Raw genomic sequence first — 25391 nt, forward strand, 5'->3', positions numbered from 1 at the left:
ATCCTATCCACGCTGGGCCAGGAATCATCGAGCTGCGATCGACTTGTTCCATTCGCGCAAAACCGTCTTTCCAAAGCGCAAACGCAACCGTGCATGGCCACGTAGACTCACGACGCCCGCAACTCACGTACACCCTTACCTATCCGCCGCCGCAGCAACGTTCGCAACGTGTGGCCGTCCGCATACCCAACCTGCTCAGCAATGCGCTCGACGGGGAGTTCGCTCGTCCTGAGCAGATGGACGGCGCGCTCGATTCGCAGATCCTGAATGTACTCGACGGGCGTTTTACCCAGCACCGCGTTCAGACGACGCGTCAACGTCCGCTTGCTGGTCGCCAGTTCATCGGCAACGACGTCGAGTGAGATCGCCGTGCCGAGGTGTTGCCGCACCCAGCGGTCGAACCGCTCGACGAGCACATCCGAGTGTGAGAGCTGATCGGAGATCGCATAGGCAGACTGCGACAGTCGTGAGTCGAATACGAGGTACCTTGCAACGAGCGCCGCAAGCTCAGGGCTGTGGTTGCGGATCAACCAGAGCGCAAGGTCGAGGTGGCTCAGGGCCGCCCCTGCCGTTATGGCACCTCCGCTGGGAACGACAATCCGGTGCGCGTCGAGGTGTACGTTCGGGTAGCGCTGCCGGAATAGCGGCGAAAGCCACCAAGTGGTCGTAGCATCGTAACCGTCGAGCAAGCCGCTTTCAGCCAGCACGAATGTACCCGTACATGCGGCTGCAACGCGCGCGCCGCCACTTCGCCACGCGCGCAAAGCACCCAGCGCATCGACCACGTCGTCGCGAGCGAGCGCAGGCACAAGCGCCTCGGGCGACGTGCGGTTGAGCGCGGGCAACACGACCCAATCCGGCGCAGGCGCGTCGGGCACCTCTCGCACGGGCACTTGCAACCCCAGCTCGGTATGTACTTCGGGGCGCATTCCCACCACGGTGATGTCGAAGCCCGCCGTGGCCACCCCTGTCGTGCGCGCAAGGCTGTTGGCCATCGTCAAGCTGTCGAGCACAGTGGTGAGGCCCGTATCGAAAACCCCTTCGAGCGCGAGAACATAAATTCGCATGGCAGCATTGATACCAAAATTGTCGATCGGGACAGTATTCTCCAGCGCGTTGCGTTTGTACAGTGTCGATCACCGCATGAACTCCTCATGCGGAGCACTGGAGAACGAAGATGATCAAGCACGCCTTGTTTGTCCGACTTGAAGCCAAACCGGGAAAGGAGCAGGCGGTAGCAGACTTCCTTGCCGATGGGCTCGAGATGGCCAATCGGGAGTCGACCACGCCAATCTGGTTCGCACTCAAGCTGTCGCCGACGACGTTCGGCGTATTCGACGCTTTTGCGAGTGAAGCGGATCGCCAGGCGCACCTGAGCGGCAGGATTGCCAGCGCCCTGATGGCCGGCGCCGACGACATGCTGGCAAATCCCCCGTCGATCGAGCCGATCGACGTCCTTGGCATGAAGAACCTGCGGGCGTGAGTCATTTGCGCTCCGGCAGCACACAACTCCCGGCGCTGGAGACCGTATCCAGCAACCGCTATGTCCGCCAGCCTGTGGCGTCGTGATTCAAGCCCGTTCATATAGATGGAGTAGTTCGTGTCGATTCAATACAAACTAGGCGCTTTGTTCGCTGCCCTTGCGTTTTCGAGCGCGTCTTTCGCGCAAACGCCCGACGTCAAACCGGAACGGATTCGCGGCGATATCGTGTCGTTCAAAGGCGAATTGCTGACCGTACACCGGAAGAGCGGCGACACCGTATCGATCGATGTCAAACCGGACGTCGGCGTCTCGGCTCTCAAGCCCGCCACGCTTTCCGACGCCAAAATCGGTTCCTACGTGGGAACGCCGGCGATTACGGGCGGCGACGGAAAATTGACGGCCACTTCGATGATCGTTTTTCCCGAGGCAGCACGCGGTACGGCAGAAGGGCATTTCGCCTATGACTTCGGTCCCAACAGCACGATGACAAATGCAAACGTGGTGTCGGTTGTCACCGGCACACGCGGCCGTGAACTGAATCTGTCATACAAGGGCGGTTCCAGCACGGTGACAGTGCCGGAGAACGTCCCCGTCGTGACGCCGGTTCCTGCGAGCAGAACGGATCTGATGGCAGGGAAGAAGGTGTTCCTCGTTGTGACACCGGGTGCGGGTGGCGTTTATGACGCACACGTGCTCTTCGTCGAAAAAGACGGCATCGCGCCGCAGTTCTAACGCATCATCATGTCGGTCCTCTGTGGCCGTTGGTGCCGATGACCTGCCCCATTCCCGGCAAGCGCGGTCGAACCATGTTGCGATATTGCGATTCCCGTTTCCATTCATTCAATAATCCTAATTACTTTTGACGTTTTCCTTACTCAGGGATTGACCATGCGTTTTCTCACGTTACGCTCTGCAGCGGCGCAGGCCGCCGCCGCACTTTGCCTGCTTGCCACTGCCGCCGCGCCTGCTTTTGCCGCGCCGGTGAAGAACATCGTGGTGGTCCACGGCGCGTTCTCCGACGCCGCAGGCTGGCGTCCCGTCTACAACATCCTGACGAAGGACGGTTACCACGTGACACTGGTGCAGCAACCTCTGACGTCGTTCAACGACGACGTGAATGCCACGAAGCGCGTGCTCGATAGCCTCGATGGTCCGTGCGTACTCGTCGGCCACAGCTATGCTGGCGCGATCATCAGTGAAGCCGGAAACGACGATCACGTGACGTCGCTGGTGTACATCGCCGCGCATGCGCTCGACGCCGGTGAAACCATCGGGGACAACGGCAAGAAGTACCCGGTCGGCCCGCTATCGATCGTCGGAACGCCGGATCATTTTGTTTACCTGAAACCCACCGACTATCCGTCGCAGTTCGCACCCGACCTGCCTCGCGCGCAGGCCGATTTCGAAGCGCATGCGCAGATACCGCTTGCAGCATCGGAGTTCTCGGCGCAGGTTTCGGATCCGGCATGGAAGACCAAGCCCAGCTGGTATATGGTCGCGAAGGCTGACAAGATCATCAGTCCGGACCTCGAACGTATGTACGCAGCGCGCGCTCAAGCAAATACGGTCGAGATCAATGGTGCAAGCCATGCGGTGTTCGAGTCCCATCCGCGGGAAGTCGCCGCACTGATCGAACAGGCGGCGCAGCGGTCTGGCCAGTAGGGGTACGTTCCTCGGCGCTTACCGCCAGCTTGACGCCATATGCAAGCGCAGACGAGCGCCTACGCGCGGGTGATCGGCAGGACCGGGATCACTTGCGTGTACCCGGCCGATGCGCTCGGGCTGAGCTCAGCCCAATTCAAAGCTTCTTCCAGCGTCTCGACCCTGACCACTAAAAAGCCGCCTAACAGTGCGTGCCCTTCCCGGGATCGGCCATCCTGGACCTGGCGCCGGCCGTCCCGCACCCGCACGGTGCTGGCGTTGCGCGGATCGAGTCGTGCCGGCCCGCATGACACCGGCGGTTAGAAGAGACGATCAGGCAGGCGCGAACGCGGCCGCATGGCGGCGAGCGAATTCGGCGGCGGAAATCGGCGCGCGACCGACTAGCTGCTCGAAGGTGTTGGTCATGCGGTCGTAGCGGTTGTCCCGATGCAGCTGGGCCATAACGATCAGGTGCGCGAGCAGATGAGCCGGCTGTTTGGCCTCCTGGAGCCTGGCTTCCCAGATCTGCGGCGGCACGTTGACGTATTGGATGGTGCGGCCCAGTGCGCCGCTGAATTCCTGCGCGAGCTCGGCCATCGTCAGCGACTGGGGGCCGGTCAGTTCGTAGACCTTGCTGATATGCGGCTCTGGGTTGGCCAGCACAGCAGCAACGGCGGCTCCCACGTCGGCGGCGGCGATCGGAGAGGTCTTGCCGTCAGCGAACGGCAGGCGGATAGCGTTGTCGTCCCGGATCCCCTTGGCCGCCGGCAGGAACAAGCCTTCGAAGAAAGCGGTTGGACGCAGGTAAACCACCGGCAGGCCGGACCAGCGCAGCACCTGCTCTGCGAGCCAGTGCTGCTTCTGTTGCGGGCTGCCGGTGGTCTCTGTCTCGCTCATCTGCGACAGCGTCATCTGCGACAGATTGACGAAGGCCTTCACACCCAGGCTTTTCGCTGTAACCGCGACGTTGGTGGTCGCTTCCAGGAAGGTGGGCGAAACCGACATCGTGAAATACACCACTGAGCAGCCTTGCATGGCCGCACGCACCGCGACGATGTCGAGCATGTCGGCGACCACGACTTCGGCGCCCAGATCACGCAACGTGTCGGCGCGCGCGTCCAGCTTGCGCACCATCGCGCGTACGCGATGGCCTTGCTCCAGCAGGATGGCGATAGCTGCGCGCGCGGTCGAGCCGACGCTGCCGGCGGCACCAGTGACGAGGATGGTTTCTTGGGACAAAATTCTCTTCCTTGTGTTCGTGAGAAAGATGAAGAACATGAGCAACGGACCTCAGGAATCGCCAGCCTGGCGCGCCTCGCCGCATCAACGTCGGCACGCACCGCACTGGAAGCGAGGACGTAATAGACCAGGTCGGTGCGCATCGGCAGCAGCCCTTTCTGGACGGTCTGGCCGGAACCGTCGAACTCGGCACTGGCCGGCGCCGCCTCGACTCAGGCAACCTTGGTGCTCGGACGAAGCGACACGGCGGACCGACCGCGTCCGGCCAAAGCTACGACGCTCGCGCGGCCGCAGCCAAGGGCCACAGGGAAAACGGAGGCCGCATACATGCTAGAATTATCTATGTTGAAAAATACATAGTGACACGGTTCACATGACTATGTCAAAAAAAACATAGTCATTCCGCGTGCGCATTGACGCAATCAAGGAGCGAATGCGAGTGAGTGATTTGAAGGAAGCCAGGGCAAGCAAGGCGAAACCACTGAAAAATGTTCTCCTCGCCGGGCTATATAACCAGCCACGTTCGGGCTATGAAATGACGAAATGGCTGCAGGTGGCGGGCCAGCATTGCTGGTCGGTTGAGCACAGCTCCGTGTACCCTGCTTTGCGCGAGCTGGAGAAGGACGGACTCATCAAATCGGAGCGCTTGCCGGGAACGCGCGGACCGGAACGCTTGATCTACAGCGTGACCGATGCTGGACGCGAGGAGCTGACGGCTTGGGTGGCCAATGGTTCGCCACGCCCGGCCATCAAGGACGAACAGATACTGCGGGTGTTATGTTTCGATTTGCTGCCGCGCGAGACAGCGTTGCAGCAAATTCGTGCGGTGCGCGCGGACCATCAGGCCCAGCTTGAATTCTTTCTCGAAAGGCAGGCCGTGCTGACTGAACATCAGCTTGGACCGCTGTTGGTGACGCGCCGCGGCGTGTTGGCGGAACAGGCCTATATCGCGTGGTGTGACGAGGTGGCGGAAATGATTGCTCGCAGGCCAGCCTGATCCCTGCCGAATTCAGGTCGGCGTGCAGCTTGAATTTGCCAAATGGAAGTACCTGGCGAAGGAGGCACCACCACCCTTGACATTGGCACGCGATGCACCCAGGTAGACAAACAGACCGTGTGTCTTCGTAGCGATACTTCGCAACCGGTGCGAGTTCGCTACGGTGTCACGGGCATTCTCGACGGATGCGGGGAAGCAGATGAAGCGACTCTCGTCGGCGCCGGAGAGAAAAATCCGTTAACGCCGCTGAAGCCGACGTTTGATCTACCGAGTCACCGCCGCTCCATGGCTGATTTGCGTCTGATGTGAGCGAGACGCGGCGTGCTATCCACCTCGAAAACGAGGCTACTTCCTGCGCTGTTGACTCATGAGTTTCACGATATCGGTCGTCGGCCGGCTCGTCATGAGGCGAGGGATGTCGTCGAGGTGAACCCAGCGACACCTCGATATTTCATTACTCGGGCGAGCCTTGGCGCGATTCGGGATTTCGCAGGAGAACACGTGATGGTGCTTCTGCTTGCCACGGAAGTCAAAGAGATGCTTGGCTGACTTCCCTGTAAGCCGCGTTTCTTCCTTGAGTTCTCGAAGCGCGGCGTCCGAGCGATGTTCTCCACGCTTGAGGATCCCGCCCGGCAAAGCCCACTTTGATTCACTACGTGCGACCAGGAGGATTCGCTTGCCTCTGCGGCAGACCACGGTGGCGCGTTTCTTCAAAACGAACTCCCACGTATGTTCCAGGAATTTTCATGCATTGCCCGATTCGCGAGCGTATCGGGCAGTGCATGACGTAACCAGGCATCCTAAATCAAAACAGCGGAAGCACGGCGATTTTTGCGAAGCGCGGGCGGCGTACGCGCCACACTTTAAAGGCACGTCACTAAAACGTCACATAGAGCGCGGGCGCTCAGAGATGAGTATGGTAAGGTCCGGCGAATGTATTTTTGTCCGACTCGAGGCTCAAATGGATATGGATGGTGACTGGCCCTTGCCGCGGCTAAACAATCGCTTCAAAGTCGACCGGCGGCCGCCCGGTTCATCGCTCTCAAGCGCGAGCACCATCGCCAGTACCTTTGCATCACTGGCGACGCCCGTGGTAGCGGAGGCTGTGCAAAGGGCGAGAGAACTGTCCACACAGAGCGAAGCCGAGGGGTTTCACCAGCTTCGAGTCGCCTTCAGAAAGCTTCGTGCTTTGTACTGGGCGTACTCCCCTTACCTCGGAGAGGAAGCGACCGCACAAGCCACCGAAGAATTCAAGCGTCTTGCTGCGTTGGCAGGCGGGACGCGTGATTGGGACATCGCAGGCGATCTTCTGAAATCCGCCCAGGCGTCACGCGCATCGATTGCGCTGCTCGTGGCCGCAGCGCGCGAAAAGCGCGCACAGGCGGTAGTGCATAGCCAGACGATGATCAAAAGCGACGATGTCGAGGTGTTCTTGAACGACGTCCTGCTTCGCGCGCAAACTACGCTGCAGTCGCGTTGCAACGATCTTCCTATTCAGGCGTTCGCCGAGGCGCGGGTTCGTCTTGCTCAGCGCGCACTTCGAAAGCGAAGCAGGCGTGCAGCGCGCAGCGAGGCCGCCCACGAGGAAAATCTTCACGATGTTCGAAAGGCGGGCAAGAAGCTGAGGTACCTGCTCGAGTTTTTTCAACCCTTTATCAAAGGCGCGCACGGTCGCACGATCAAAGAATTGACGTCCGTGCAAAACAAGCTGGGACAGTTCAACGACATTGCCGCAAGTGAGACCCTGATTCGCAGCGCGTCATTCAACGAAGTCCCACCTGAGGTCGTGCAAGAGTCGTTGCAATGGTTGGAAAAGCAGAAGTGTCGACGAATGCGTGCAGCATCACGGCGGGTTCGAACCATCGCTAGCTGAGCTTGAGGCGATCTCAAACGCTGAGTATTGGGGCGCCACCGAGGCGTTTGCGTGCTTTGGCCAAGGCGCGCTCAGCGGGTCACCGGAGGCCCTTGGTGCAAATCGGGTCACGCTCGTTTCGATGTCAGGTCCGCATCTGTTAGCTGCCATTGAACGCCTGACCGGGCGACCGGCGGAAGCGACGCAGTTAACAGGCCGACTTTTCATGCTGTGGAAAATCACGTAGGCACAATTTTGTCGAAACTCCGCGTTTTCGCGAAAGCAAGCCCCATTTCCACTCCTAGAAACAAACCCTAACCCCCAACAGCCGCACGGCGCGTAACCCAACACCCGCCCTACATCCCTTTCAGCAAGACTACCAATATCCCAAATCGGCACGCACGCCTTGCCGGTTTCGGCGTTGGCCCGATTTTTCGTCGATCTACAGTCGCCCCACACAACGTGAATCTCTAACGGAGGCGACATGAGAATAAGGCGACGAACCGCGTCCATCGCGGCGACGCTGTCATTTGCGGCGGCATGCATCGGCAGCGCGCACGCGATCGAAAAACCCGAAGAACTGACCGTGCAGAAGCTGCCCGCGTGGCATCCGCATGAGGTGTTCGTCGTCGATATTTCGATGCCGTCGATGACGGACGCACGCATCTACCTGTACGACGCCGATGCGAAAAAGCTGCTCGGCCAGATCGACGCCGGCTTCGCGCCGGGCTTCGCCATTTCGCCGGATCACAAGACGAGCTTCGTCGCGACCACGTACTTTGCACGCGGCTCGCACGGCACGCGCACCGACGTCGTCGAGATGACCGACAACGCGACGCTCGATCACACGGGCGAAATCGTGATTCCGCCGAAGCACGGCCAGCACGTGCCGTCGCCGTACAACACGACGTTCAGCGCGGACGGCAAGCGTCTCTACGTGACGAACATCACGCCTGCTGCATCGGTGACGGTGATCGACGTCGCATCGAAGAAGGTGCTGTCGGAAGTCGACATGGCGGCCTGCGTGCTCGCGTTTCCGTCGGGCAACGACCGTTTCACGGGTCTGTGCGAAAGCGGCAAGGCGCTCACCATCACGCTCGATGCGAACGGCAAGGAATCGAAGCGCACGATGTCCGACGCGTTTATCGACGTCGACAAGGACCCCGCGTACATCAACGCATCGCCCTATCAGGGCGGCTACCTGTTCACGACTTTCCACGGCATGGTGCGCACGGCCGACTTCCGCGGCGACAAGCCCGTGTTCGGCAAGCCGTGGTCGCTGCTGACGGACGCCGAGCGCGCCGAAGGCTGGCGTCCCGGCGGCATGCAGCAGACCGCCGTTCACGCGAAGCTGCATCGCTACTACGTGGCGATGCACAAGGGCGGCGAAGGCACACACAAGGACCCCGGCACCGAAGTCTGGGTGTACGACCTGCAGACGAAAAAGCGCATCGCGCGCTGGGATCTGTCACAGCAGAAGATCGACCCGATCGCCTCGATCCAGGTCAGCGACGACGACAAGCCGCTGTTCTACGGCATCACGGGCACGTCGGATCTGGTCGTGATGGATGCGCGCACGGGCAAGCTGCAGCACGTCGAAAAGCAGGTCGGCAATACGTCGTCGCTGCTCGTCAATCCGTGAGGCCGACATGATGCTCGATCCTGTACTCGCGACGGGCGCGCAAGCCAGCACGGCGATTGCCGTGCTGCTCGGCGCCGTCGCCAAATGGCGGCGTCCTGCCGCGTTCCGTCAGGCGCTCGGCGATTACCGCCTGTTGCCCGAAGCGTTGACGGCGCCCGCCGCCATCGCGATCACGACAGCGGAAACGGTGGGCGCAGCCGCGCTGCTGTTCCCCGATACACGCGTAATCGGCGCAATCGTGCTGGTCGCGTTGCTGCTCGCGTTCGCAGCGGGGCTCGCGTTCAACATCCTGCGCGGCCACACCGATATCGACTGCGGCTGCTCGGGCTTTGCCGCGACGCAAGCAGCAAACCAGGCGAACGCGCCACGCGGCATCGGCTGGTTTCATGTCGCGCGCGCCGTGCTGCTCGCTGCGCTCGCCGCGACCGCGTTCATCGAACCCGCAACGCGTTCGATCGTGTGGTTCGACTACCTGACGCTGTTCTTCGCCGTGCTGCTGATCGTCTGCGCACTGCTCACTTTCGATGTGCTGCTGGCCAACGTGCCGCGCCTGTCCCACTTGAGGAATTCATGATGCAAACCGCTCTCACCGTTTCCACCGCGCTCCTGTGGATCGCTGTTCTCGCGCTCGGCGCGATCTGTCTTGCGCTGGTTCGCCAGGTCGGCATTCTGTACGAACGCATCATGCCCGCAGGCGCGTTGATGATCGACAAGGGCCCCGCTGTCGGCGCGATCGCACCGACCTTCGAACTGGCCGACATTCGCGGCCAGAACGTGAAGGTGGGCGGTATCGACGCACAAGGCAAGGCCACGCTGCTGTTCTTCCTGTCGCCGACGTGCCCCGTCTGCAAGAAGCTGCTGCCGCTGCTGCCTTCGCTGCAATCGAGCGAAACCACGCCCGTCAACATCGTGCTCGCCAGCGACGGCGAACTCGCCGAACACCAGCGCTTCGCGCAGAAGCAGAACCTCGATCGCTTCCCGTATGTGCTGTCGCAGGAACTGGGCATGGCGTACCAGATCGGCAAGCTGCCGTATGCCGTGCTGCTCGACGACAGCGGCAAGGTGCGCGCGAAGGGTCTCGTCAACACGCGCGAGCATCTGGAAAGCCTGTTCGAAGCGAAGGAACGCGGCGTCGCGTCGCTCCAGGAGTTCGTGCATGGCGATCATCGCCACGAGCAGCACGCTTAAAGCGCCGAACCGATTACAAACCTGAGCGGAGAACAATCACATGGGCGTTTTTGATTCATGGTTCGAGAAGTCGGCGCGTGGCGTCGCGCAGCACAGTTCGCGGCGCAGCGCGATGGCGAAGCTCGGCCGCGTGCTGGTCGGCTCGGCGATGCTGCCGCTGCTGCCCGTCGATCGCACCGCATATGCAGCGGATGCGGCATCGGCAGCGTCGGGCGCATCGGGCGCTGCGGCATCCGGCGCCAGCGACGATCCGATGAGCTGCGATTACTGGAAGTACTGCGCAATCGACGGCTGGCTCTGCAGCTGCTGCGGCGGCACGTCGAGCAGCTGCCCGCCGGGCACGACGCCTTCGCCGATTACGTGGATCGGCACCTGCCGCAATCCGCACGACGGCACCGACTACATCGTCTCGTACAACGACTGCTGCGGCAAAACCTCGTGCGGCAAGTGCTTCTGCAACCGCAACGAACGCGAGAAGCCGCTCTACAAGCTGTCCCTCGACAACGACATCAACTGGTGCATGGCGAACGGCAATTCGAACTATCACTGTTCGGTTTCGGTCCTGCTCGGAGCAGCAAAGCAATGAAAGTGAATCACGCTGGAAAAATCGCGGCCGCCTGCCTTGCGGCGGCTGCGTCGTTGACGATGCCGGGGGTCGCGTTCGCGCAGAACGTGCATTACCCCGCCGGCAAGAGCATGTTCGACGCACAGTGCGCGGTGTGCCATCAGGCAGGTGGCAAGGGCCAGGATGGACTCGCGCCGCCTCTTACCGAGTATCCGGGCAAGTACTCGACGACCGCGCCGGGCCGCGCGCAGCTGACGGCGACTGTGGTACACGGCATGTTCGGCGAGATCAAGGTCCACGACAAGAGCTACAACTTCAAGATGCCGAGCTTCGCAAGCGCGAGCGACGAAGACCTGGCGCAGGTGTTGAACTACGTCGTGTTCGATCTGAACGCACAGCACGGCGACGCGAAGCCGTTCACGGCCGCCGACATAAAGGCAGCGCGCGCGCAGACGATGGACAGCTCAGCCGTCCACACGCAACGCGCCGTCGTCACGAAGGGACTCGGCCTATGAACGCCGCTCGCGTGTCTCGTGCCGGCGACCGCGTGCCCGCGCAACAGCCCGCGCGCGGCGCGCGCGCGGCTTCAGCGGTGACGTTGTGGATCGACGCAGCGCGGCGCATGTCGATGCTGCTCATCGCGTGCGCCGCGACTTACGTACCGCCCTCGCCCGCCAATGCGCAAAGCAGCGCGGACTTGTCGCTCGCGCAGCAGCACTGGGTGCTCAACTGCATGGGCTGTCACACGGCAACGGGCGGCGGCATTCCCGGCAAGGTGCCGCCGCTCGCGCACTCGCTTGGCTACTTCGAGCATCTGCCCGCCGGGCGCGAGTATGTGATGCGCGTGCCGGGCGCCTCGAACTCGGCGCTCTCCGATCAGGAACTCGCTGACGTGCTGAACTGGCTGCTCACGACGATGAACCACGAAGCGCTGCCGAAAGACTTCAAGCCCTACACGGCCGCTGAAGTCTCTGCACAACGCCGCCCCGCTCTCTCCGATGTCGCGACCGTGCGCGCCGGACTGATCCGGGATCTGCACGAGCGCGGCATCAAGGGTGTCGCGGACCGCTACTGAACATCCCCAATCAAAGGAATCGAACATGGAGACGAACAACACCTTTCCGCTGCTCGCCGCAACGCAGGCGTTCATCGCGAAGCCGAAGAAGATGCTGATCGGCGCGGAGTGGACGGATGCATCGTCGGGCCGCACGATCGACGTCGTGAATCCCGCCGACGGCAGCGTGCTCACGCGCGTGCCTGAAGCGAACGAGCACGACGTGCAGCAAGCCGTAGCCGCCGCGCGCCGCGCATTCGATGCCGGCCCGTGGCGTACGATGAAAACCACCGACCGCGAACGTCTGCTGCTGAAGCTCGCCGATCTCGTCGAAGCGAATGCGCGCGAACTCGCGGAAATCGAATCGCTCGATAACGGCAAACCGGTGATGGTTGCGCAAGGTCTCGACGTATCGATGGCTGCGCAGTGCTTTCGCTACATGGCCGGCTGGGCGACGAAGATCGAAGGCAGCGTGATCGATGCGGGCATGCCGTACATGCCGAACAGCGAAATATTCGCGTACACGCGCAAGGAACCCGTCGGCGTGGTCGGCGCGATTATTCCGTGGAATTTCCCGCTGCTGATGGCCGCGTGGAAGCTTGCGCCCGCGCTCGCGACGGGCTGCACCATCGTGCTGAAACCCGCAGAAGATACACCGCTTACCGCGCTGCGCCTTGGCGAGCTGATCCGCGAGGCAGGCTATCCGGAAGGCGTCGTCAACATCGTCACGGGTTATGGGCATACGGCGGGCGCGGCGCTCTCGCGCGATCCGCGCATCGACAAAATTGCGTTCACCGGCTCGACGCAGACGGGCAAGCTGATCGGCCACGCGGCGCTCGACAACATGACGCGCATGTCGCTCGAACTGGGCGGCAAGTCGCCTGTGATCGTGCTGCCCGATGTCGATATCGACAAGGCTGCGCAAGGCGTCGCGAACGCGATCTTCTTCAACTCGGGCCAGGTGTGTACGGCGGGCTCGCGCGTCTATATCCACAGCAAGGTGTTCGACAAGGTGATCGACGCTGTTGCGCAGATCACGAAGAGCCTGAAGGTCGGCGCGGGCATGGACCCGTCGACGCTCATTGGCCCGCTCGTCTCCGCGAAACAGCGCGAGCGCGTGTGCGGCTATATCGACTCGGGCTTCGCCGAAGGCGCGCGCGCCGCGGCGGGCGGCAAGATCATCGACAAGCCGGGCTTCTTCGTCGAGCCGACCGTGATGGTCGACACGAACCACACGATGCGCGTGGTGCGCGAAGAGATCTTCGGGCCGGTGCTGGTCGCAATGCCCTTCGACGATATCGACAGCGCCGTGCAACTCGCCAACGACACACCGTATGGCCTCGGCGCGAGCATCTGGTCGAACGACATGTCGGCCGTTCACAAACTGATTCCGCGCATTGCGGCGGGCACGGTGTGGGTCAATTGCCACTCGCTGCTCGACAACGCGCTGCCGTTCGGCGGCATGAAGCAATCGGGCTTTGGCCGTGAACTGGGACGCGCTGTCATCGAGCAGTACACGGAAAGCAAGTCCGTGATGATCAATTACGCGTAAGCGTTCGCGAACTGCCTTGCCGAAGCATATTTAGCTTTGGGCTTCACGCATCGGCAAGGCAACCGGATCGCACGCTCACGAAGCAGACGCATAAGACAAAGGGGAAGAGAAATGAAACATCGGACGACGCCGCGCACCATCGCGGCGGCGGTGGCCGCGCTCGCCGGCGCAATGGCTGCGATCGCCGCGCCCGGCATGGCGCATGCGGAGAGCAGCGTCACGTTGTATGGCGATGTCGACGCGGGCATCACGTACACGAACAACCAGCAGGTCACGCATGCGGATGGCAGTGTCGGCGGCGGACACAATTTTCAGTTCACGGGCGGGAATTCCGCGCCTTCGCGTTTTGGGTTGACTGGGAGTGAAGATCTTGGCGGCGGCACGTCGGTGGTCTTCAAGCTCGAAAACAGCTTCTTTACGGGGAGCGGTAGTTTCGTGCAGGGCGGCACGCTCTTCAATCAGAACGCGTGGGTTGGGTTGACCAATGAGCGGTACGGCACGCTGACGTTTGGCCGCCAGTTCGACTCGTACACGAATGCGCTCGCGCCGTATGCTTCCAGTAACGCGTGGGCCACGTTGTATGGGTCGCATATCGGCGACGTCGATAATCTTAACGCCGCGCTTAATCTGAACAATGCAGTGCAGTATGTGAGTCCTACGATTGCGGGCTTTTCTGTGAGCGGCACGTATTCGCTGGGCGGCGTTGCGGGTGATTTTTCGCAGAAGCGCGGCTGGGCTGTATCAGCGAGCTATAACAACGCGCCGTTCTCGTTCGGCGTCGGTTATCTCGATCTGAACAATCCGCTCGATGCTGCGTTGGGTGGTGAGCAGGGTTATATCGGCGATTTCGCGTGTTCGAATCCGACTGCGATGTATTGCGAGTTGCAGAATGCGCATTCGTTGAAGGCAGTTGGTGTTGGCGGTTCGTACGCGTTCGGACCGGCAACTTTCGGCATCGTTTATACCCACACGAAGCTCGACGATAGCCAGTATTTTGCGAGCGCCACACTGCCGCAAGGCGCGGATGTGCGGTTCGATATCGTTGAGGTGAATGCGACTTATGCGTTGTCGCCGGCTTTTACGCTTGGGGCCGCGTATATCTATAACTCGATGAAGACCGATGTCAGCGGGTCGCCGAAATTTCATCAGGTCAATCTTGGGGCGACGTATAGTTTGTCCAAGCGGACGTCGTTGTATGCGGTTGGGATCTTCCAGAAAGCCGCTGGCAGTGGGATTGGGACTGATCCTGTCACAGGACAGAGTGTGAATTATGCGCAGATTCCTAATCTGCCGAATTCCACTACGGATAAGCAGGTGTCTGTGACTGTTGGGCTGAAGCACAATTTCTGAGTTTTTTTTTGTTGTCTGCGGCGCGGGTGGTTTGCTTGTTTTTGCGCTGGCATCCGCGTTATGGTGGTTTGCCTGTGGTTGCGCTGGCATCCGCGTTATGGTGGTTTGCCTGTGGTTGCGCTGGCATCCGCGATTCGTTAGCGTGCTTCAGGCGTCGCCCCTGTGCGGGGCGGCACCTACTTTTCTTTGCCGCCGCAAAGAAAAGTAGGCAAAAGAAAGCGGCTCACACCGCCAGCCCGTGTTCTTATCCACGGGCCCCCAACGTCCCCACCCTTCACACGGCAGCCTATCTGTTCGCGTGCGTTGCCAACGCTTTGAATGAACGCCTCACCCGCTTCAAATACCCGTACTCGGGCAAGCGGCAGCGAATGGTATGTGCCGCCCAGGTGGCAAACTGTGTGTAGGTTGTCGCGTCGTATAGCTTGGCGCTATTACAGGGTGGCGCGCGCTATCGGTCCGAAGTGTGGCGTGTGTGGCACCACGGCCTACACACAGTTTGCCACCTGGGCGGCCGTGGACTATCTGGCACGGCGTGCTGCAACGCGGGTGTGTGAAGCGGGTGATGCGCTGGCTTGGAGCGTTGGCAACGAACGCGAACAGGAAAGTTGCCGTGTGAAGTGAGGGACCGGTTGTGGGCCCTCAGGCAGGGAGAAGAACTGGCGGTGTTAGCCGCTTTCTTTTGCCTACTTTTCTTTGCGGCGGCAAAGAAAAGTAGGTGCCGCCCCGCACAGGGGCGACGCTTGAAGCACGCTAACGTAATCGCGGATGCCAGCGCAAACCCAAAACAAGCTACCCAGCGTCGCAGACAACCAAAAGCAGGTGCCACCCGCACATGGGCGACGCCTGAAGTGAGCTAACAAACCGCGGATGCCAGAACAAACACTATCAAACCAAACTACGCCGCAAAGGCAAAAAAGAGCGCTACCGCATCAACTCATCAAAACTCACGAGCAGCCGCTCAATATCGGCAGAGTGAATATTGCCCATAGTGGAAATCCGGAAAAGCTCTTTAGACAGCCCACCCTGCCCTGCATAGATCACAAAGCCGTGCGCTTTAAGCGCATCATGCAACCGCTCATAAGAGACGCCGTCCGGCAACTTATAAGCCCTCAGCACGACAGAAGACTCATCCGCCGGCAGAGCACTCCCAATACCACGCGCCAAAAGCCCCTCACGAGCCTGCTCGGCCAGAGCCAGATACCGAGCATGCCGTGCTCGCCAACCACCTTCCTCATCAAGCTCACGCAGCGCTTCAACAAGCGCATAGTAAGCATGAACAGAAGGCGTAAACGGCGTATTCCGCTGATCCTGCAAACTGGCAAGCCGCACAAGCCCAAGGTAATAAGTCCGGCTCGCAGCAGCCGCTAAAGCATCCCGTTTCACGATAACAAAAGCGGCACCCGGCACGCCATGCAGACACTTATTCGCCGTCGCCGCAACAGCCGCAATCGTGCCTTCAGCGAAGTCGATCTCTTCAGCGCCAAAGCTGCTCACACCATCAACCAGCATCTTCACGTTGCGCTCGCGGCAAACCGCTGCCAGCGCCTTGAGATCATTCAACCGCCCGGTCGTCGTCTCATGATGAATCACAGCAACATGCGTAATCGCCTTATCGGCATCGAGCGCAGCCGCGATACGCGCCAGATCAGGCGCCTGCATCCACTCATGCTTCACGACGCTATGCGCAATGCGATACTGCGCCGCAATCTGCGAAATACGCTCGCCATACACGCCATTCTCGACGATCAGCAGCTTGCCATTCTCCGGCACGAGCGCCGCGATCATGCTCTCGACAGCCGCCGTCCCCGAGCCCGTCATCAACACGGCGCTCCATTGCGCGGGATCGAGGTCGTACAGCTTCACCAGACGCGAGCGCGCTTCGTCCTGCAAGTCGAAAAACTCGCTCTCGCGATGACACAAGTCCGTTTGCAGCAGGCTATTACGCACGCGCTCGGTCAGCGTGACGGGGCCTGGATTCATCAGCAGCATCACCGTGCTCCTTCGTTCGTGCCGGCAGTGGCGATGTGGCGCATCAGGCGCGTCTTCACATCGGGCGGCGTAATGGTCGGGCGCGGCAAGCCGTCGGGCGTGCCACGGCGGATCGCGACGCGCACGAAGCGCGGGCCGTCAAGCAGCGGCGACGCGAACAGTTCGTCGATCAACCCCACATCGTCGCCTTCGACAGCGGACGCATAGCCGCACGCCGCCGCGACACCCGCGAACGACACCTGCGGCGAAACCGTCGACTGACCACCCGTCGAATCGTGCGCGCCGTTGTCGAGCAGAATGTGCGTGAGATTCGACGGACCATACGCGCCCAGCGTCGCAAACACGCCCATACGCATCAGCGCCGCGCCGTCGCCGTCGAGCGCGACAACATGCAGGTCCGGCCGTGTCAGCGCAAGACCCAGCGCGAACGGCGTAATGCAGCCCATCGAGCCGACCATGTACAACTGGTTCGGCCGGTCGTCGATTGCGTAAAGCTCGCGGCCGCAAAAACCAGTCGACGCCAGCACGACCGTCGAGTTCACCGGCGTATGAGCAATCACACGCTGCAAGGCTTCATTCCGCGTCGGCAAGGCGTCGGCGGCGACCGCGCGCGAAACATCACGCGCAGCGCGCACTTCGCGCTTTGCCGCGCGGCCCGAGTCCTTCAGTTCGTACGGCGCGACGCTGCCCTTCTGCATCACGAGTGCATACGGGCGGCCCGTCGCGTCCATGTGCGCAAGCGCGCGGTCCAGCGCGGGGCCGATCGCTTCCGCTTCCGTCGGGAACGTCTCCCACGGAATCTCCATCGTGTCGAGCATCGCCGGCGTGATGGGGCCCATCAATTGATGCTGCGGCTCGTCTGCGACGCCGGGCTGGCCGCGCCACGTCACGATCAGCAGTTGCGGCAAACGGAACGTCCACGTCAGCGACGTGAGCGGACTCACCGCGTTGCCGAGGCCCGAGTTCTGCATCATCGTCACGCCGCGACGACCGTTTTGCGCGCCGAGCGTCACGCCCGCGATGAACGCGACGGCATCACCTTCGTTCGCGGCCGACACGTAATGCAGCTTCGAATCCTGCAGCACGTAGTTGATGAACGGCGTCAGATACGAGCACGGCACGCCCGCGTACCAGTCGAAGCCGCGCTCGCGCGCCGCCTCGACAAACTGTGCTGCCTCGATCATTGCGCCGCGCCTCCCGCTGCCTCGCTCTTCGCGAGCGGCGTCGCTTCGTGCGCGAAGTCGCCCGCACGACGGAAGTCTTCGAGGTCGTTCACACCGCGCCAGTGGCCATGTACGTATTGCACTTCGATTTCTTCACCGGCTTCGATCAGCGCATTCAACAGCGCAGGCATGTCGAGCGAATCGAAATCGGGGCGCGTGCGCAGCGTGTTCATCACGGCTTGCAGACGCTCGCGGCCAGCGCCGCGCACGTTCAGCAGACCGATCCAGCGGCCATTCGGCACTTCGCCCTTCACGTCAGCTTCGTTGTTCGCCACGCGGCGCAGCAGCACCTTGTTGCCGAACAGGCCGCGATCGTCGGCGGCCGAGCACCACGCGAAATCGCGCACGCTCTGGTTCGTCGCGCCCGCTTCGGCAACTGTCGTCGAATCGACGACCACGCTGAACAGCGCTTCGCTGTCCACCAGATCGCGCACGATGTAGCTGCGGAACAGCAGGTCGCCGTACGAGATCACCGTGTCGTTCTGCAAGCCGTCGACGGCGCACGCGAGCGACGCCAGTTCGCCCGTCTGTTCGTGGCGCTCGTTGACGACCAGCTTGATGCCCGCCGTGTCGATCGCGTCGGCGCGATAGCCGCCCACGACCGTGATGTCGTTGACGCCCTGCTTCTTGAATGCGTCGACGAGCCAGCGCAGCAGCGGCTTGCCCGCGATGGGCAGCATGACCTTCGGACGGTCCGTCGTCACGGCTTCGAGGCCCTTGCCGCGGCTCGCGGCGAGCACGACAGCCGAACCCGCCACGCGCGACGACGACAGGTAGCGCTCTTCCGCTACCGAGTACTCGTCGGCATCCTGCAAACGGAAGATTTCGTTGACGGTCGCAATCCGGTCTTCGACGTTGACGAGCGTCTGGCTCTCGTAGATTTCCTTGACGACAGCCTGCATCGCGGACGTCGCCGCACGAATCTGATGGTTCGCCCAGATCACCGTGCTGATGCCCGCCTTGCGGAATACTTCCGTCGGCGTGCTGTAGTACTTGGTCGGCACGATCACGAGCGGACCGCGGCCTGCCCATTCGCGCGCGAACTCGAGGATCTCATCGGGGCGCGACAGCTTGCTGTGAATCAGGATCGCGTCCGCGCCCGCCTGGCGATACGCCTCGGCGCGCTTCAACGCTTCGTCCATGCCCCAGCCCGCGATCAACGCTTCGACGCGCGCGACGATCGAGAAATGCTCGTCCGTCTGCGAGTCCTTGCCCGCCTTGATCTTGCCGCAGAACTCGTCGATATCGGCGAGCGGCTGCGCTTCGCCCTTGATGAAACTGTTGGTTTTCGGGAACACCTTGTCTTCGATACAGACACCCGCGATGCCGCGCTGCTCCAGCTTGCGCACGAGGCGGCGCACGTTGTTGAAGTTGCCGTAGCCGGTGTCGCCGTCGAGCAGAATGGGCAGGTCGCTCGCGTCGGCCATGAATTCGAGCGTATCGACAACTTGCGTCCAGCTTGCTTCGTTGTTGTCGCGCACGCCGTATTGCGCGGAGATCGCGAGGCCCGAGCCCCAGATGCCCTTGAAGCCGGCTTCGCGCGCAATGCGTGCGGAGATGCCGTTGTGCGCTTCCATCAGGAATTCGAGCTCGTTGCTGGTGAGCATCTGGCGCAGGCGTGCGCTGCGCGACAGAGTAGAAACGAAAGAGGGTTCGCGTGCGTTCATTGTTTGGCTCCTAGGTCGGCCCGAGTTAGCGCTTCAGCGCTTCTTGCAAAGCCGGCCGCTGCAGTTGCGGCAGGACTTCTTTAGTTGCTCGCGCAACGTCGTTGGGAAAATCGATTTCAATCCAGGGCAGGCTGGTGACATCGGCCGTATCGAATGCATGGCTGCGTTCGAGCAGCAGGTCGCGCACGGCCTCCTCATGCGGCAGGTTCGCGCGGCCGCTATCGACGTAGCCCGCCACGATCTCCGCGAAGCGCCGCGCAGCGGCCTCGGTGAAGCGGAAAAAGCCGACCGATTCGCCGATCGTGTCGTAGTCGAGGCCGACGGCCAGTTGCTTGCGCAACTCGATGGGCACGCCCTGTTTCAGGCACAGCTTGACGGGTTCGTCGCCGGCCTCGAAGTCGCGGTCGATCAGCAGCCGGTTCGCTTGCTCGCCCGCCACGAGCGCGGCCAGCATGCGCTCGTCGTACAGCACGTCGGCGTCCATCAGCAGCACGTCGCCACCGCGCGTGAGGGCATCGGCGACGGTATGCACGGTCAGCACGCTGCCCAGATCGAAACGCGGATTGAGCTTGATCTCGGGCACCTTGCGGCCGGCGCGCGTCAGTTCGGCTTCGACCTGTTCCGGCTGGAAGCCGAGCGCGAGGACGACCTCATCGACGCCGACGGCTTCGAGCATCTGCAAATGGCGCTCCAGCAGCGTGACGCCGTCAAAGCGCAACAGACATTTTGGAAACTGCTCCCCCGGCGGTTGCTGGAGTCGCAAGCCGAGGCCTGCGGCAAGAATGATCGCTCGCATTCGATTTCCAGGGAAAGGATAAATGGTTTATTGGCTCTTTTAATCGGGCATTCGAAATGGCTTCCGCGCTGCGCGCGAAGGCGTCCCGGCGAGCCAAAAATGGCGACTATATCGGAATTGAGAACGGATTGCAGACCAGCCGCGCCGCTTTTGGCAATTGATGGAATTAGTTTGAAAAATGTGGTGATTTTGTTTGAAAAGGAGGCTGATTCGCCTGCTTCAGCCGATGACACGGTATGCTGCATTTTCAGTAAATGGGAGGCACGGGTTTCATGAGCAAAGCAGCGGGCCGGTCAGTGACCATTGCGCCGGAAAAGCATCAGGCGCATCGATCGAAAGGCCAGAGGTACTTCAATTCGCTCGTCAAGCAGATCGAAAATCGGCGTGGCTGGCTCGCGCAGTGGGAAGCCTTTACACCCGTTTTCCAGAAGCGGTATGTTGATGAGCTGATCCCGCTGAAGCAGGCTTCGATGGATGCACAGGTGAAGCTCGTTCACCGCCTCGACGCGTTGCATGGCGACAAAAACTTCAATGCCATCGAGCGCCGCATGATCTCGCAACTGATCCTCGAACTGACGCAACAGCTGATCGGCGCGCACGGCGACCCCATGCTGAAGCCGATTCACGACCGGCATGCCGACACGGCGTACGACAGGCAAGCCGAGGTCGACATGGAAGGCATGAAAGCGATGATGCGAGAAATGCTCGGCGACGAATTCGCTGAGGACCTCGATACGAGCTCGCCAGAAGAGTTCTTGAAGCACGCGTCAGAGAAGTTCGACGAACTGCGTGCCCACGCCGACGCAAAAGCACGGGCCCGCGAAGAGCGCCGCGCAAAGCGCAAGAAGACGCCAAAACAGCTTGCCGCCGATGCACGCAAGGAAGCGGCGCAAGCAGAAATCAGCCAGTCAGTGCGCGAGGTCTATCGCAAGCTGGCGAGCGCGCTGCATCCCGATCGCGAACCCGACGCTGAGGAACGTACGCGCAAAACCGCGCTGATGCAGCGGGTCAACGAGGCGTACGCGAAACGCAATCTTCTGCAATTGCTCGAGTTGCAACTGGAACTCGAACATATCGATCAGAAAACCATCGACGGTATCAGCGAAGAAAGACTCAACCACTACAACAGCGTGTTGAGAGAGCAATTGGGTGAACTGGACCGCGAACTCTCGGACATAGGCGACCGGTTCCGAGGAACTTACGGCTTTCCGTACGGCCCGCTCACGATACCTGAACGCGCCATGCAGGATCTCGACGCTGAACTCGAACACCGTCAGCACATGGTGCGCGAAATAGAAAAAGATCTGCACACGTTCGACGACATCAAGAAAACGAAAACCTGGCTGAAAGCGCTCAAACGCGACCGGCCCTTCTGATCCCGCGCAACGCCTCCATCAAGTCGGGCGCGCTCGCGCCCATCTTCTCCTCATACCAATACACGCCGTGCTCATTAGGGGTTTCCCCGCCTGCTGCAACCGTTTGCGGCGGTCGTAAACCCTGTCAGGCATCGCCTGTATCTGCCGCCATCGATCCCGCAAAAAGCCGAAGACCGCCACACGCAACCCCCAGCCGCCGCAAGCCAAACACACCATGACCCTGAACAAGAAACTCGCCTCGATGATCGCGATCCTGTGGATCGGCCTCGTTCTCATCGGCGCGTTCGGCGCGTGGCAAAGCCGCTCGTCGATGATTGCCGACCGCCGCGATCAGCTGACATCGCTCGTCGAGCAGGCCAATTCGATCGTCAACCGCTACTACACGCTGTCACAGCAGCACGCGATGAGCGAAGCCGACGCGAAGAAGCAGGCGCTCGACACGCTGTCCGCGCTGCGCTACGGCACCGACGGCTATCTGTCCGTCAACGATTCGCAGCCCGTCATGCTGATGCATCCGTTCAAGCCGGCGCTGGTCGGCAAGAACCTGTCGGGCTTCACGGACCCTGCGGGCAACCATCTGTTCGTCGATATCGTCAACGCATCGAACCAGGGCAAAGGCGGTTTCGTCGACTACCTCTGGTCGAAGCCGGGCAGCGACACGCCCGTCCCGAAGACCAGCTACGCGACGCGCTTTACGCCGTGGGACTGGGTGCTCGTCACGGGCATGTACATGGACGACGTGCAGAAAGCCTTCTACGTCGATCTCGGGCGCTGGCTCGTCATCACCTTCGTGCTGGGCGGCATCGCGACACTCGTGATGGTGCTCGTGCTGCGCAGCGTGAAACGCACGCTCGGTGGCGACCTCGAAGTGGCTGTCGAAGCGACCCAGCGGATCGCGCGCGGCGACCTCGCGACGCCCGTGCCGCTCGCGCACAACGACCGCGCGAGCCTGCTGCATGCGCTGCATACGATGCAACGCGGCCTCGTCGATACCGTCTCGCGGGTACGCGCCGGCACCGAGAACATCAACATCGGCGCAAGCGAAATCGCCGCCGGCAACACCGATCTGTCGCAACGCACGGAAGAACAGGCGGCCGCGCTCGTGCAGACGGCATCGAGCATGGACGAGATGACGTCGAACGTGAAACAGAACGCCGAAAGCGCCGCAACGGCCGCCGGGCTCGCAAGCGAAGCCGCCGATATCGCCAAACGCGGCAGCCGTGTGGTCGACGACGTGGTCCGCACGATGGGCGACATCACGAGCAGCTCGAAGCAGATCGGCGACATCATCGGCGTGATCGACGGCATCGCGTTCCAGACCAACATCCTCGCGCTGAATGCCGCCGTCGAAGCAGCGCGCGCGGGCGAACAGGGCCGCGGCTTCGCAGTCGTCGCAGCGGAAGTGCGCAGCCTCGCGCAGCGCTCGGCAACGGCGGCGAAGGAAATCAAGGCGTTGATCGAAACGTCGACGGGCAGCGTCGAGGAAGGCGCAGCGCTCGTCGCGAACGCCGGTTCGACGATGGGCGAGATCGTCGCATCCGTGCGCCGCGTGAACGAGATTCTCGAGGAAATCAGCCATGCGTCGCGCGAGCAGAGCGCGGGCATCGAGCAGGTGAACCGCGCCGTCGGCGAAATGGATCAGGTCACGCAGCAGAACGCGGCGCTCGTCGAGCAGGCAGCCGCAGCCGCGCATTCGCTGAAAGACCAGGTCGGCGGACTGCGCGAGGCAATTTCGAGCTTCTCCCTGCCCGCCTGATCGCGCGCGGCCCCGCGCGGCAAAAACAAAAAGAAGGCGCTCATCGAGCGCCTCGTTAACACGCCGCGTCGGAGACGACGCATTAGTTGAACGGGCGACGGCGACGGCTTTTTCAACGCGGCCCTGCGGGCTGCGTGCGCAAAGCAACATTCGACACGCCCGCCACGCAAAAACCTTTCGCGAAGCTCGCACAGATATTACGTTCTTATTACAATCTGATCCACGTTCACTGTGGACCGGTTGTCAGAACGGCCGGCTTCGCCCTCATGATCCGCAAGAAAAATCACGATCCGTACGCGCCCGTCGCGAAGAATCCCGTCCTCGTCGCGCGTCTGCCGATGTGGCGCTCGAAGCTGATCGTGATCCTCGTGTTCGCGGCGTTCGCTGCGCTGATCGGCCGCGCGTTCTGGGTGCAGATCGTCAATCAGGACTTCTACGTCGAACAGGGGCAAAAGCGCTATCAGCGCACCATCGAGCTCGACGCGACGCGCGGGCGGATCGTCGACCGCAATGGCGCGATGCTGGCCGTCAGTCTCGCCACTTACGAAATCTGGGCATCGCCGAAGCTGCTCGGCGATGCCGCGTATCCGCCACTGGCGAAGCTCCTCGACATGCCGCTTGCCGAGCTCACGCACCGCGTATCCGGCGACAAGAGCTTCGTGCTGCTCAAGCGCCAGGTCGATGCGGAAACGGCCACGCATATCGACAAGCTCAACCTCGCGGGCATCACGCGCATTGCGGATTCGAAGCGCTTTTATCCCGAGGGCGAATCGGCGGCGCACGTGGTCGGCTTCACCGACATCGAGGACAACGGCCAGGAAGGCATCGAGCTCGCCGCCAACGACCTGCTCACGGGCGAACCGGGCGAGCGCGAGGTGATCCGCGACCGGCTGGGCCGCGTGGTGTTGGACACGCGCCCGCTCACGCCGGCGCAACACGGCGCGACCGTGCATCTGACCGTCGACCGCCGCATCCAGCAGCTCGCGTATGCGCAACTCAAGGCGGCCGTCGCGAAGCACAGCGCGCAGGCGGGCAGCGTCGTCGTGCTCGATGCGCGCAACGGCGAGATTCTCGCGCTCGCAAACTACCCGAGCTTCGACCCGAACGACCGCTCGCGGCTCACGGGCCGCGAGTTGCGCAACCGCGCGGTGGTCGATACGTTCGAGCCGGGCTCGACGATCAAGCCGCTGGTGGTCGCGCTGTCGCTCGATCGCGGTCTGGTGCGGCCCGGCACGATGATCGACACGGCGCCCGGCTGGTACAAGATCGGCCCGAGCGTGATCCACGACACGTCGAACCATGGACGCATGACGATTGCGGAAGCGTTGCAGAAGTCGAGCAATATCGCGCTCGCCAAACTCGCGCTGAACCTGCCCGCCGAAACCATCTGGAACAAGTATCAGGAGTACGGACTGGGCCGCGCGCCGGAGCTGACGTTTCCGGGCGTCGCGGCGGGCCGCGTGCGTCCGTTCGCGCGCTGGCGGCCCATCGAGCAGGCGACGATGGCCTACGGCTACGGCCTGTCGGCGTCGCTGCTGCAGATCGCGCAGGTGTACACGGTGTATGCGGGCGACGGCACGCTGCACCCCGCCACGCTGTTGATCGATCCCACGCGCGCCGCGTCGGACGGCCAGCGCGTGACGACGCCGGCCACGGCCGCCGCGATCCGCTCGATGCTCGAAATGGCGACGAGCGAAGGCGGCACGGGCCGCGCGGCGAATGTCGACGGTTATCGGATTGGCGGCAAGACGGGCACGGCGCGCAAGCAGGTCGGCGCGGGGTATGCGAAGGGGCGCTACCGGTCGCTGTTCGTCGGCATGGCGCCGATGAGCGATCCGCGCCTGGTCGTTGCCGTGATGATCGACGATCCTGCGGGACGCGCGTTCTATGGCGGCACCGTGGCGGGTCCGGTATTCAGCGCGGTGACAGGCGGCTCGTTGCAGCTGCTCGGCGTGCCGCCCGATGCGCCTGTGACTACCCCTGCTTCGGAAGTGGCGCACGCGCCCGGCGTGTAGCGCGGC

At 62.0% G+C, this 25391-nt stretch carries 24 protein-coding genes; 16 read left to right on the forward strand and 8 right to left on the reverse strand.

Features of this window, described 5'->3' with window-relative positions; translation table 11 throughout:
• Positions 1–107: 107 nt before the first annotated feature.
• Positions 108–1067, reverse strand: coding sequence for a GlxA family transcriptional regulator (locus tag BLT65_RS08530; RefSeq protein WP_042307564.1), 960 nt, complete (start codon positions 1065–1067; stop codon positions 108–110).
• 110 nt (positions 1068–1177) lie between these two features.
• Here BLT65_RS08530 and BLT65_RS08535 point away from each other — a divergent pair, with 110 nt between their 5' ends.
• The 3 genes from BLT65_RS08535 to BLT65_RS08545 all read left to right on the forward strand — a co-directional run bounded on the left by BLT65_RS08535 (position 1178) and on the right by BLT65_RS08545 (position 3145).
• On the forward strand, positions 1178–1483 hold the full coding sequence (locus BLT65_RS08535; RefSeq protein ID WP_091776876.1) for a putative quinol monooxygenase: 306 nt from the start codon (positions 1178–1180) through the stop codon (positions 1481–1483).
• A 117-nt stretch (positions 1484–1600) separates the two neighbouring features.
• Positions 1601–2215 carry a hypothetical protein gene (locus tag BLT65_RS08540; protein WP_091776878.1) on the forward strand — a complete coding sequence of 205 codons (615 nt, stop codon included), beginning with the start codon at positions 1601–1603 and terminating at the stop codon, positions 2213–2215.
• 156 nt (positions 2216–2371) lie between these two features.
• Positions 2372–3145 carry an alpha/beta fold hydrolase gene (locus BLT65_RS08545; RefSeq protein ID WP_091776879.1) on the forward strand — a complete coding sequence of 258 codons (774 nt, stop codon included), beginning with the start codon at positions 2372–2374 and terminating at the stop codon, positions 3143–3145.
• A gap of 59 nt (positions 3146–3204) precedes the next feature.
• Here the strand turns inward: BLT65_RS08545 and BLT65_RS48685 are convergent, their stop codons facing one another.
• Together BLT65_RS48685 and BLT65_RS08555 are read right to left on the reverse strand one after the other, a co-directional pair.
• Complete coding sequence (locus BLT65_RS48685) at positions 3205–3438, reverse strand: YciI family protein (protein WP_091776882.1); 234 nt, start codon at positions 3436–3438, stop codon at positions 3205–3207.
• 19 nt (positions 3439–3457) lie between these two features.
• Complete coding sequence (locus BLT65_RS08555) at positions 3458–4402, reverse strand: NmrA family NAD(P)-binding protein (protein WP_091776884.1); 945 nt, start codon at positions 4400–4402, stop codon at positions 3458–3460.
• A gap of 394 nt (positions 4403–4796) precedes the next feature.
• Between BLT65_RS08555 and BLT65_RS08560 the strand changes: the two genes are divergently transcribed.
• Positions 4797–5360: a PadR family transcriptional regulator gene (locus BLT65_RS08560; RefSeq protein WP_091776886.1), complete on the forward strand. Its 564-nt coding sequence runs from the start codon at positions 4797–4799 to the stop codon at positions 5358–5360.
• Between the two features lie 345 nt (positions 5361–5705).
• On the opposite strand, the gene BLT65_RS08565 is transcribed toward BLT65_RS08560, so the two are convergent.
• Positions 5706–6074 (reverse strand): NUDIX hydrolase, encoded by a 369-nt coding sequence (locus BLT65_RS08565; protein WP_042307552.1) that lies wholly within the window; start codon positions 6072–6074, stop codon positions 5706–5708.
• 247 nt (positions 6075–6321) lie between these two features.
• Here BLT65_RS08565 and BLT65_RS08570 point away from each other — a divergent pair, with 247 nt between their 5' ends.
• The 9 genes from BLT65_RS08570 to BLT65_RS08610 all read left to right on the forward strand — a co-directional run bounded on the left by BLT65_RS08570 (position 6322) and on the right by BLT65_RS08610 (position 14563).
• On the forward strand, positions 6322–7233 hold the full coding sequence (locus tag BLT65_RS08570) for a CHAD domain-containing protein (RefSeq protein ID WP_167306465.1): 912 nt from the start codon (positions 6322–6324) through the stop codon (positions 7231–7233).
• Between the two features lie 463 nt (positions 7234–7696).
• Positions 7697–8854 (forward strand): amine dehydrogenase large subunit, encoded by a 1158-nt coding sequence (locus BLT65_RS08575; protein WP_091776888.1) that lies wholly within the window; start codon positions 7697–7699, stop codon positions 8852–8854.
• Positions 8855–8861: 7 nt separating this feature from the next.
• Positions 8862–9428 carry a MauE/DoxX family redox-associated membrane protein gene (locus tag BLT65_RS08580; protein WP_091776891.1) on the forward strand — a complete coding sequence of 189 codons (567 nt, stop codon included), beginning with the start codon at positions 8862–8864 and terminating at the stop codon, positions 9426–9428.
• On the forward strand, positions 9425–10042 hold the full coding sequence (gene mauD, locus BLT65_RS08585) for a methylamine dehydrogenase accessory protein MauD (protein ID WP_042307545.1): 618 nt from the start codon (positions 9425–9427) through the stop codon (positions 10040–10042). Before BLT65_RS08580 ends, mauD begins: the two co-directional genes overlap by 4 nt.
• 40 nt (positions 10043–10082) lie before the next feature.
• The gene (locus tag BLT65_RS08590; protein ID WP_007743160.1) at positions 10083–10628 is read left to right on the forward strand and encodes a methylamine dehydrogenase light chain; all 546 of its coding nucleotides are present in this window, start codon (positions 10083–10085) and stop codon (positions 10626–10628) included.
• Complete coding sequence (locus tag BLT65_RS08595; protein WP_091776893.1) at positions 10625–11122, forward strand: c-type cytochrome; 498 nt, start codon at positions 10625–10627, stop codon at positions 11120–11122. The genes BLT65_RS08590 and BLT65_RS08595 overlap by 4 nt, the downstream gene beginning before the upstream one ends.
• Positions 11119–11682, forward strand: coding sequence for a c-type cytochrome (locus BLT65_RS08600; RefSeq protein ID WP_091776895.1), 564 nt, complete (start codon positions 11119–11121; stop codon positions 11680–11682). Before BLT65_RS08595 ends, BLT65_RS08600 begins: the two co-directional genes overlap by 4 nt.
• A 25-nt stretch (positions 11683–11707) precedes the next feature.
• Positions 11708–13213 (forward strand): aldehyde dehydrogenase family protein, encoded by a 1506-nt coding sequence (locus BLT65_RS08605; RefSeq protein ID WP_091776898.1) that lies wholly within the window; start codon positions 11708–11710, stop codon positions 13211–13213.
• 111 nt (positions 13214–13324) lie between these two features.
• Positions 13325–14563 (forward strand): porin, encoded by a 1239-nt coding sequence (locus tag BLT65_RS08610; protein WP_091776900.1) that lies wholly within the window; start codon positions 13325–13327, stop codon positions 14561–14563.
• A 921-nt stretch (positions 14564–15484) separates the two neighbouring features.
• Here the strand turns inward: BLT65_RS08610 and BLT65_RS08615 are convergent.
• From BLT65_RS08615 to BLT65_RS08630, 4 genes are read right to left on the reverse strand one after another with little or no spacing between them, the layout of a single operon-like run.
• A complete protein-coding gene (locus BLT65_RS08615; protein ID WP_091776902.1) occupies positions 15485–16552 on the reverse strand; it encodes a 2-aminoethylphosphonate aminotransferase in 1068 nt (355 codons plus the stop codon).
• Positions 16552–17736 carry a phosphonopyruvate decarboxylase gene (gene aepY / locus BLT65_RS08620; protein ID WP_091776904.1) on the reverse strand — a complete coding sequence of 395 codons (1185 nt, stop codon included), beginning with the start codon at positions 17734–17736 and terminating at the stop codon, positions 16552–16554. Before aepY ends, BLT65_RS08615 begins: the two co-directional genes overlap by 1 nt.
• Positions 17733–19442 carry a phosphoenolpyruvate mutase gene (gene aepX / locus BLT65_RS08625; RefSeq protein WP_091776906.1) on the reverse strand — a complete coding sequence of 570 codons (1710 nt, stop codon included), beginning with the start codon at positions 19440–19442 and terminating at the stop codon, positions 17733–17735. The genes aepY and aepX overlap by 4 nt, the downstream gene beginning before the upstream one ends.
• Before the next feature lie 25 nt (positions 19443–19467).
• Positions 19468–20238: a phosphocholine cytidylyltransferase family protein gene (locus BLT65_RS08630; RefSeq protein WP_091776908.1), complete on the reverse strand. Its 771-nt coding sequence runs from the start codon at positions 20236–20238 to the stop codon at positions 19468–19470.
• A gap of 272 nt (positions 20239–20510) precedes the next feature.
• Between BLT65_RS08630 and BLT65_RS08635 the strand changes: the two genes are divergently transcribed.
• The 3 genes from BLT65_RS08635 (at position 20511) to BLT65_RS08645 (ending at position 25385) form a co-directional block, all read left to right on the forward strand.
• Positions 20511–21614, forward strand: a complete 1104-nt coding sequence (locus BLT65_RS08635; RefSeq protein ID WP_091776910.1) for a molecular chaperone DnaJ — start codon at positions 20511–20513, stop codon at positions 21612–21614.
• Positions 21615–21828: 214 nt separating this feature from the next.
• Entirely contained in the window at positions 21829–23370 is a 1542-nt protein-coding gene (locus BLT65_RS08640; RefSeq protein WP_091776912.1) for a methyl-accepting chemotaxis protein, read from the forward strand.
• Positions 23371–23636: 266 nt separating this feature from the next.
• Positions 23637–25385: a peptidoglycan D,D-transpeptidase FtsI family protein gene (locus BLT65_RS08645; RefSeq protein WP_091776914.1), complete on the forward strand. Its 1749-nt coding sequence runs from the start codon at positions 23637–23639 to the stop codon at positions 25383–25385.
• The last annotated feature ends 6 nt before the right edge of the window (positions 25386–25391 follow it).

This window comes from Paraburkholderia steynii (assembly GCF_900100565.1).
Classification (GTDB): domain Bacteria; phylum Pseudomonadota; class Gammaproteobacteria; order Burkholderiales; family Burkholderiaceae; genus Paraburkholderia; species Paraburkholderia terrae.

Bases quoted from the DNA above. Each gene is read 5' to 3' on its own strand.
- BLT65_RS08530 (WP_042307564.1), bottom strand. From the start codon at position 1,067: ATGCGAATTTATGTTCTCGCGCTCGAAGGGGTTTTCGATACGGGCCTC.
- BLT65_RS08535 (WP_091776876.1), top strand. From the start codon at position 1,178: ATGATCAAGCACGCCTTGTTTGTCCGACTTGAAGCCAAACCGGGAAAG.
- BLT65_RS08545 (WP_091776879.1), top strand. From the start codon at position 2,372: ATGCGTTTTCTCACGTTACGCTCTGCAGCGGCGCAGGCCGCCGCCGCA.
- BLT65_RS08555 (WP_091776884.1), bottom strand. From the start codon at position 4,402: ATGTTCTTCATCTTTCTCACGAACACAAGGAAGAGAATTTTGTCCCAA.
- BLT65_RS08560 (WP_091776886.1), top strand. From the start codon at position 4,797: ATGCGAGTGAGTGATTTGAAGGAAGCCAGGGCAAGCAAGGCGAAACCA.
- BLT65_RS08570 (WP_167306465.1), top strand. From the start codon at position 6,322: ATGGATATGGATGGTGACTGGCCCTTGCCGCGGCTAAACAATCGCTTC.
- BLT65_RS08575 (WP_091776888.1), top strand. From the start codon at position 7,697: ATGAGAATAAGGCGACGAACCGCGTCCATCGCGGCGACGCTGTCATTT.
- BLT65_RS08580 (WP_091776891.1), top strand. From the start codon at position 8,862: ATGATGCTCGATCCTGTACTCGCGACGGGCGCGCAAGCCAGCACGGCG.
- mauD (WP_042307545.1), top strand. From the start codon at position 9,425: ATGATGCAAACCGCTCTCACCGTTTCCACCGCGCTCCTGTGGATCGCT.
- BLT65_RS08590 (WP_007743160.1), top strand. From the start codon at position 10,083: ATGGGCGTTTTTGATTCATGGTTCGAGAAGTCGGCGCGTGGCGTCGCG.
- BLT65_RS08595 (WP_091776893.1), top strand. From the start codon at position 10,625: ATGAAAGTGAATCACGCTGGAAAAATCGCGGCCGCCTGCCTTGCGGCG.
- BLT65_RS08600 (WP_091776895.1), top strand. From the start codon at position 11,119: ATGAACGCCGCTCGCGTGTCTCGTGCCGGCGACCGCGTGCCCGCGCAA.
- BLT65_RS08605 (WP_091776898.1), top strand. From the start codon at position 11,708: ATGGAGACGAACAACACCTTTCCGCTGCTCGCCGCAACGCAGGCGTTC.
- BLT65_RS08610 (WP_091776900.1), top strand. From the start codon at position 13,325: ATGAAACATCGGACGACGCCGCGCACCATCGCGGCGGCGGTGGCCGCG.
- BLT65_RS08615 (WP_091776902.1), bottom strand. From the start codon at position 16,552: ATGCTGCTGATGAATCCAGGCCCCGTCACGCTGACCGAGCGCGTGCGT.
- aepY (WP_091776904.1), bottom strand. From the start codon at position 17,736: ATGATCGAGGCAGCACAGTTTGTCGAGGCGGCGCGCGAGCGCGGCTTC.
- aepX (WP_091776906.1), bottom strand. From the start codon at position 19,442: ATGAACGCACGCGAACCCTCTTTCGTTTCTACTCTGTCGCGCAGCGCA.
- BLT65_RS08630 (WP_091776908.1), bottom strand. From the start codon at position 20,238: ATGCGAGCGATCATTCTTGCCGCAGGCCTCGGCTTGCGACTCCAGCAA.
- BLT65_RS08635 (WP_091776910.1), top strand. From the start codon at position 20,511: ATGAGCAAAGCAGCGGGCCGGTCAGTGACCATTGCGCCGGAAAAGCAT.
- BLT65_RS08640 (WP_091776912.1), top strand. From the start codon at position 21,829: ATGACCCTGAACAAGAAACTCGCCTCGATGATCGCGATCCTGTGGATC.
- BLT65_RS08645 (WP_091776914.1), top strand. From the start codon at position 23,637: ATGATCCGCAAGAAAAATCACGATCCGTACGCGCCCGTCGCGAAGAAT.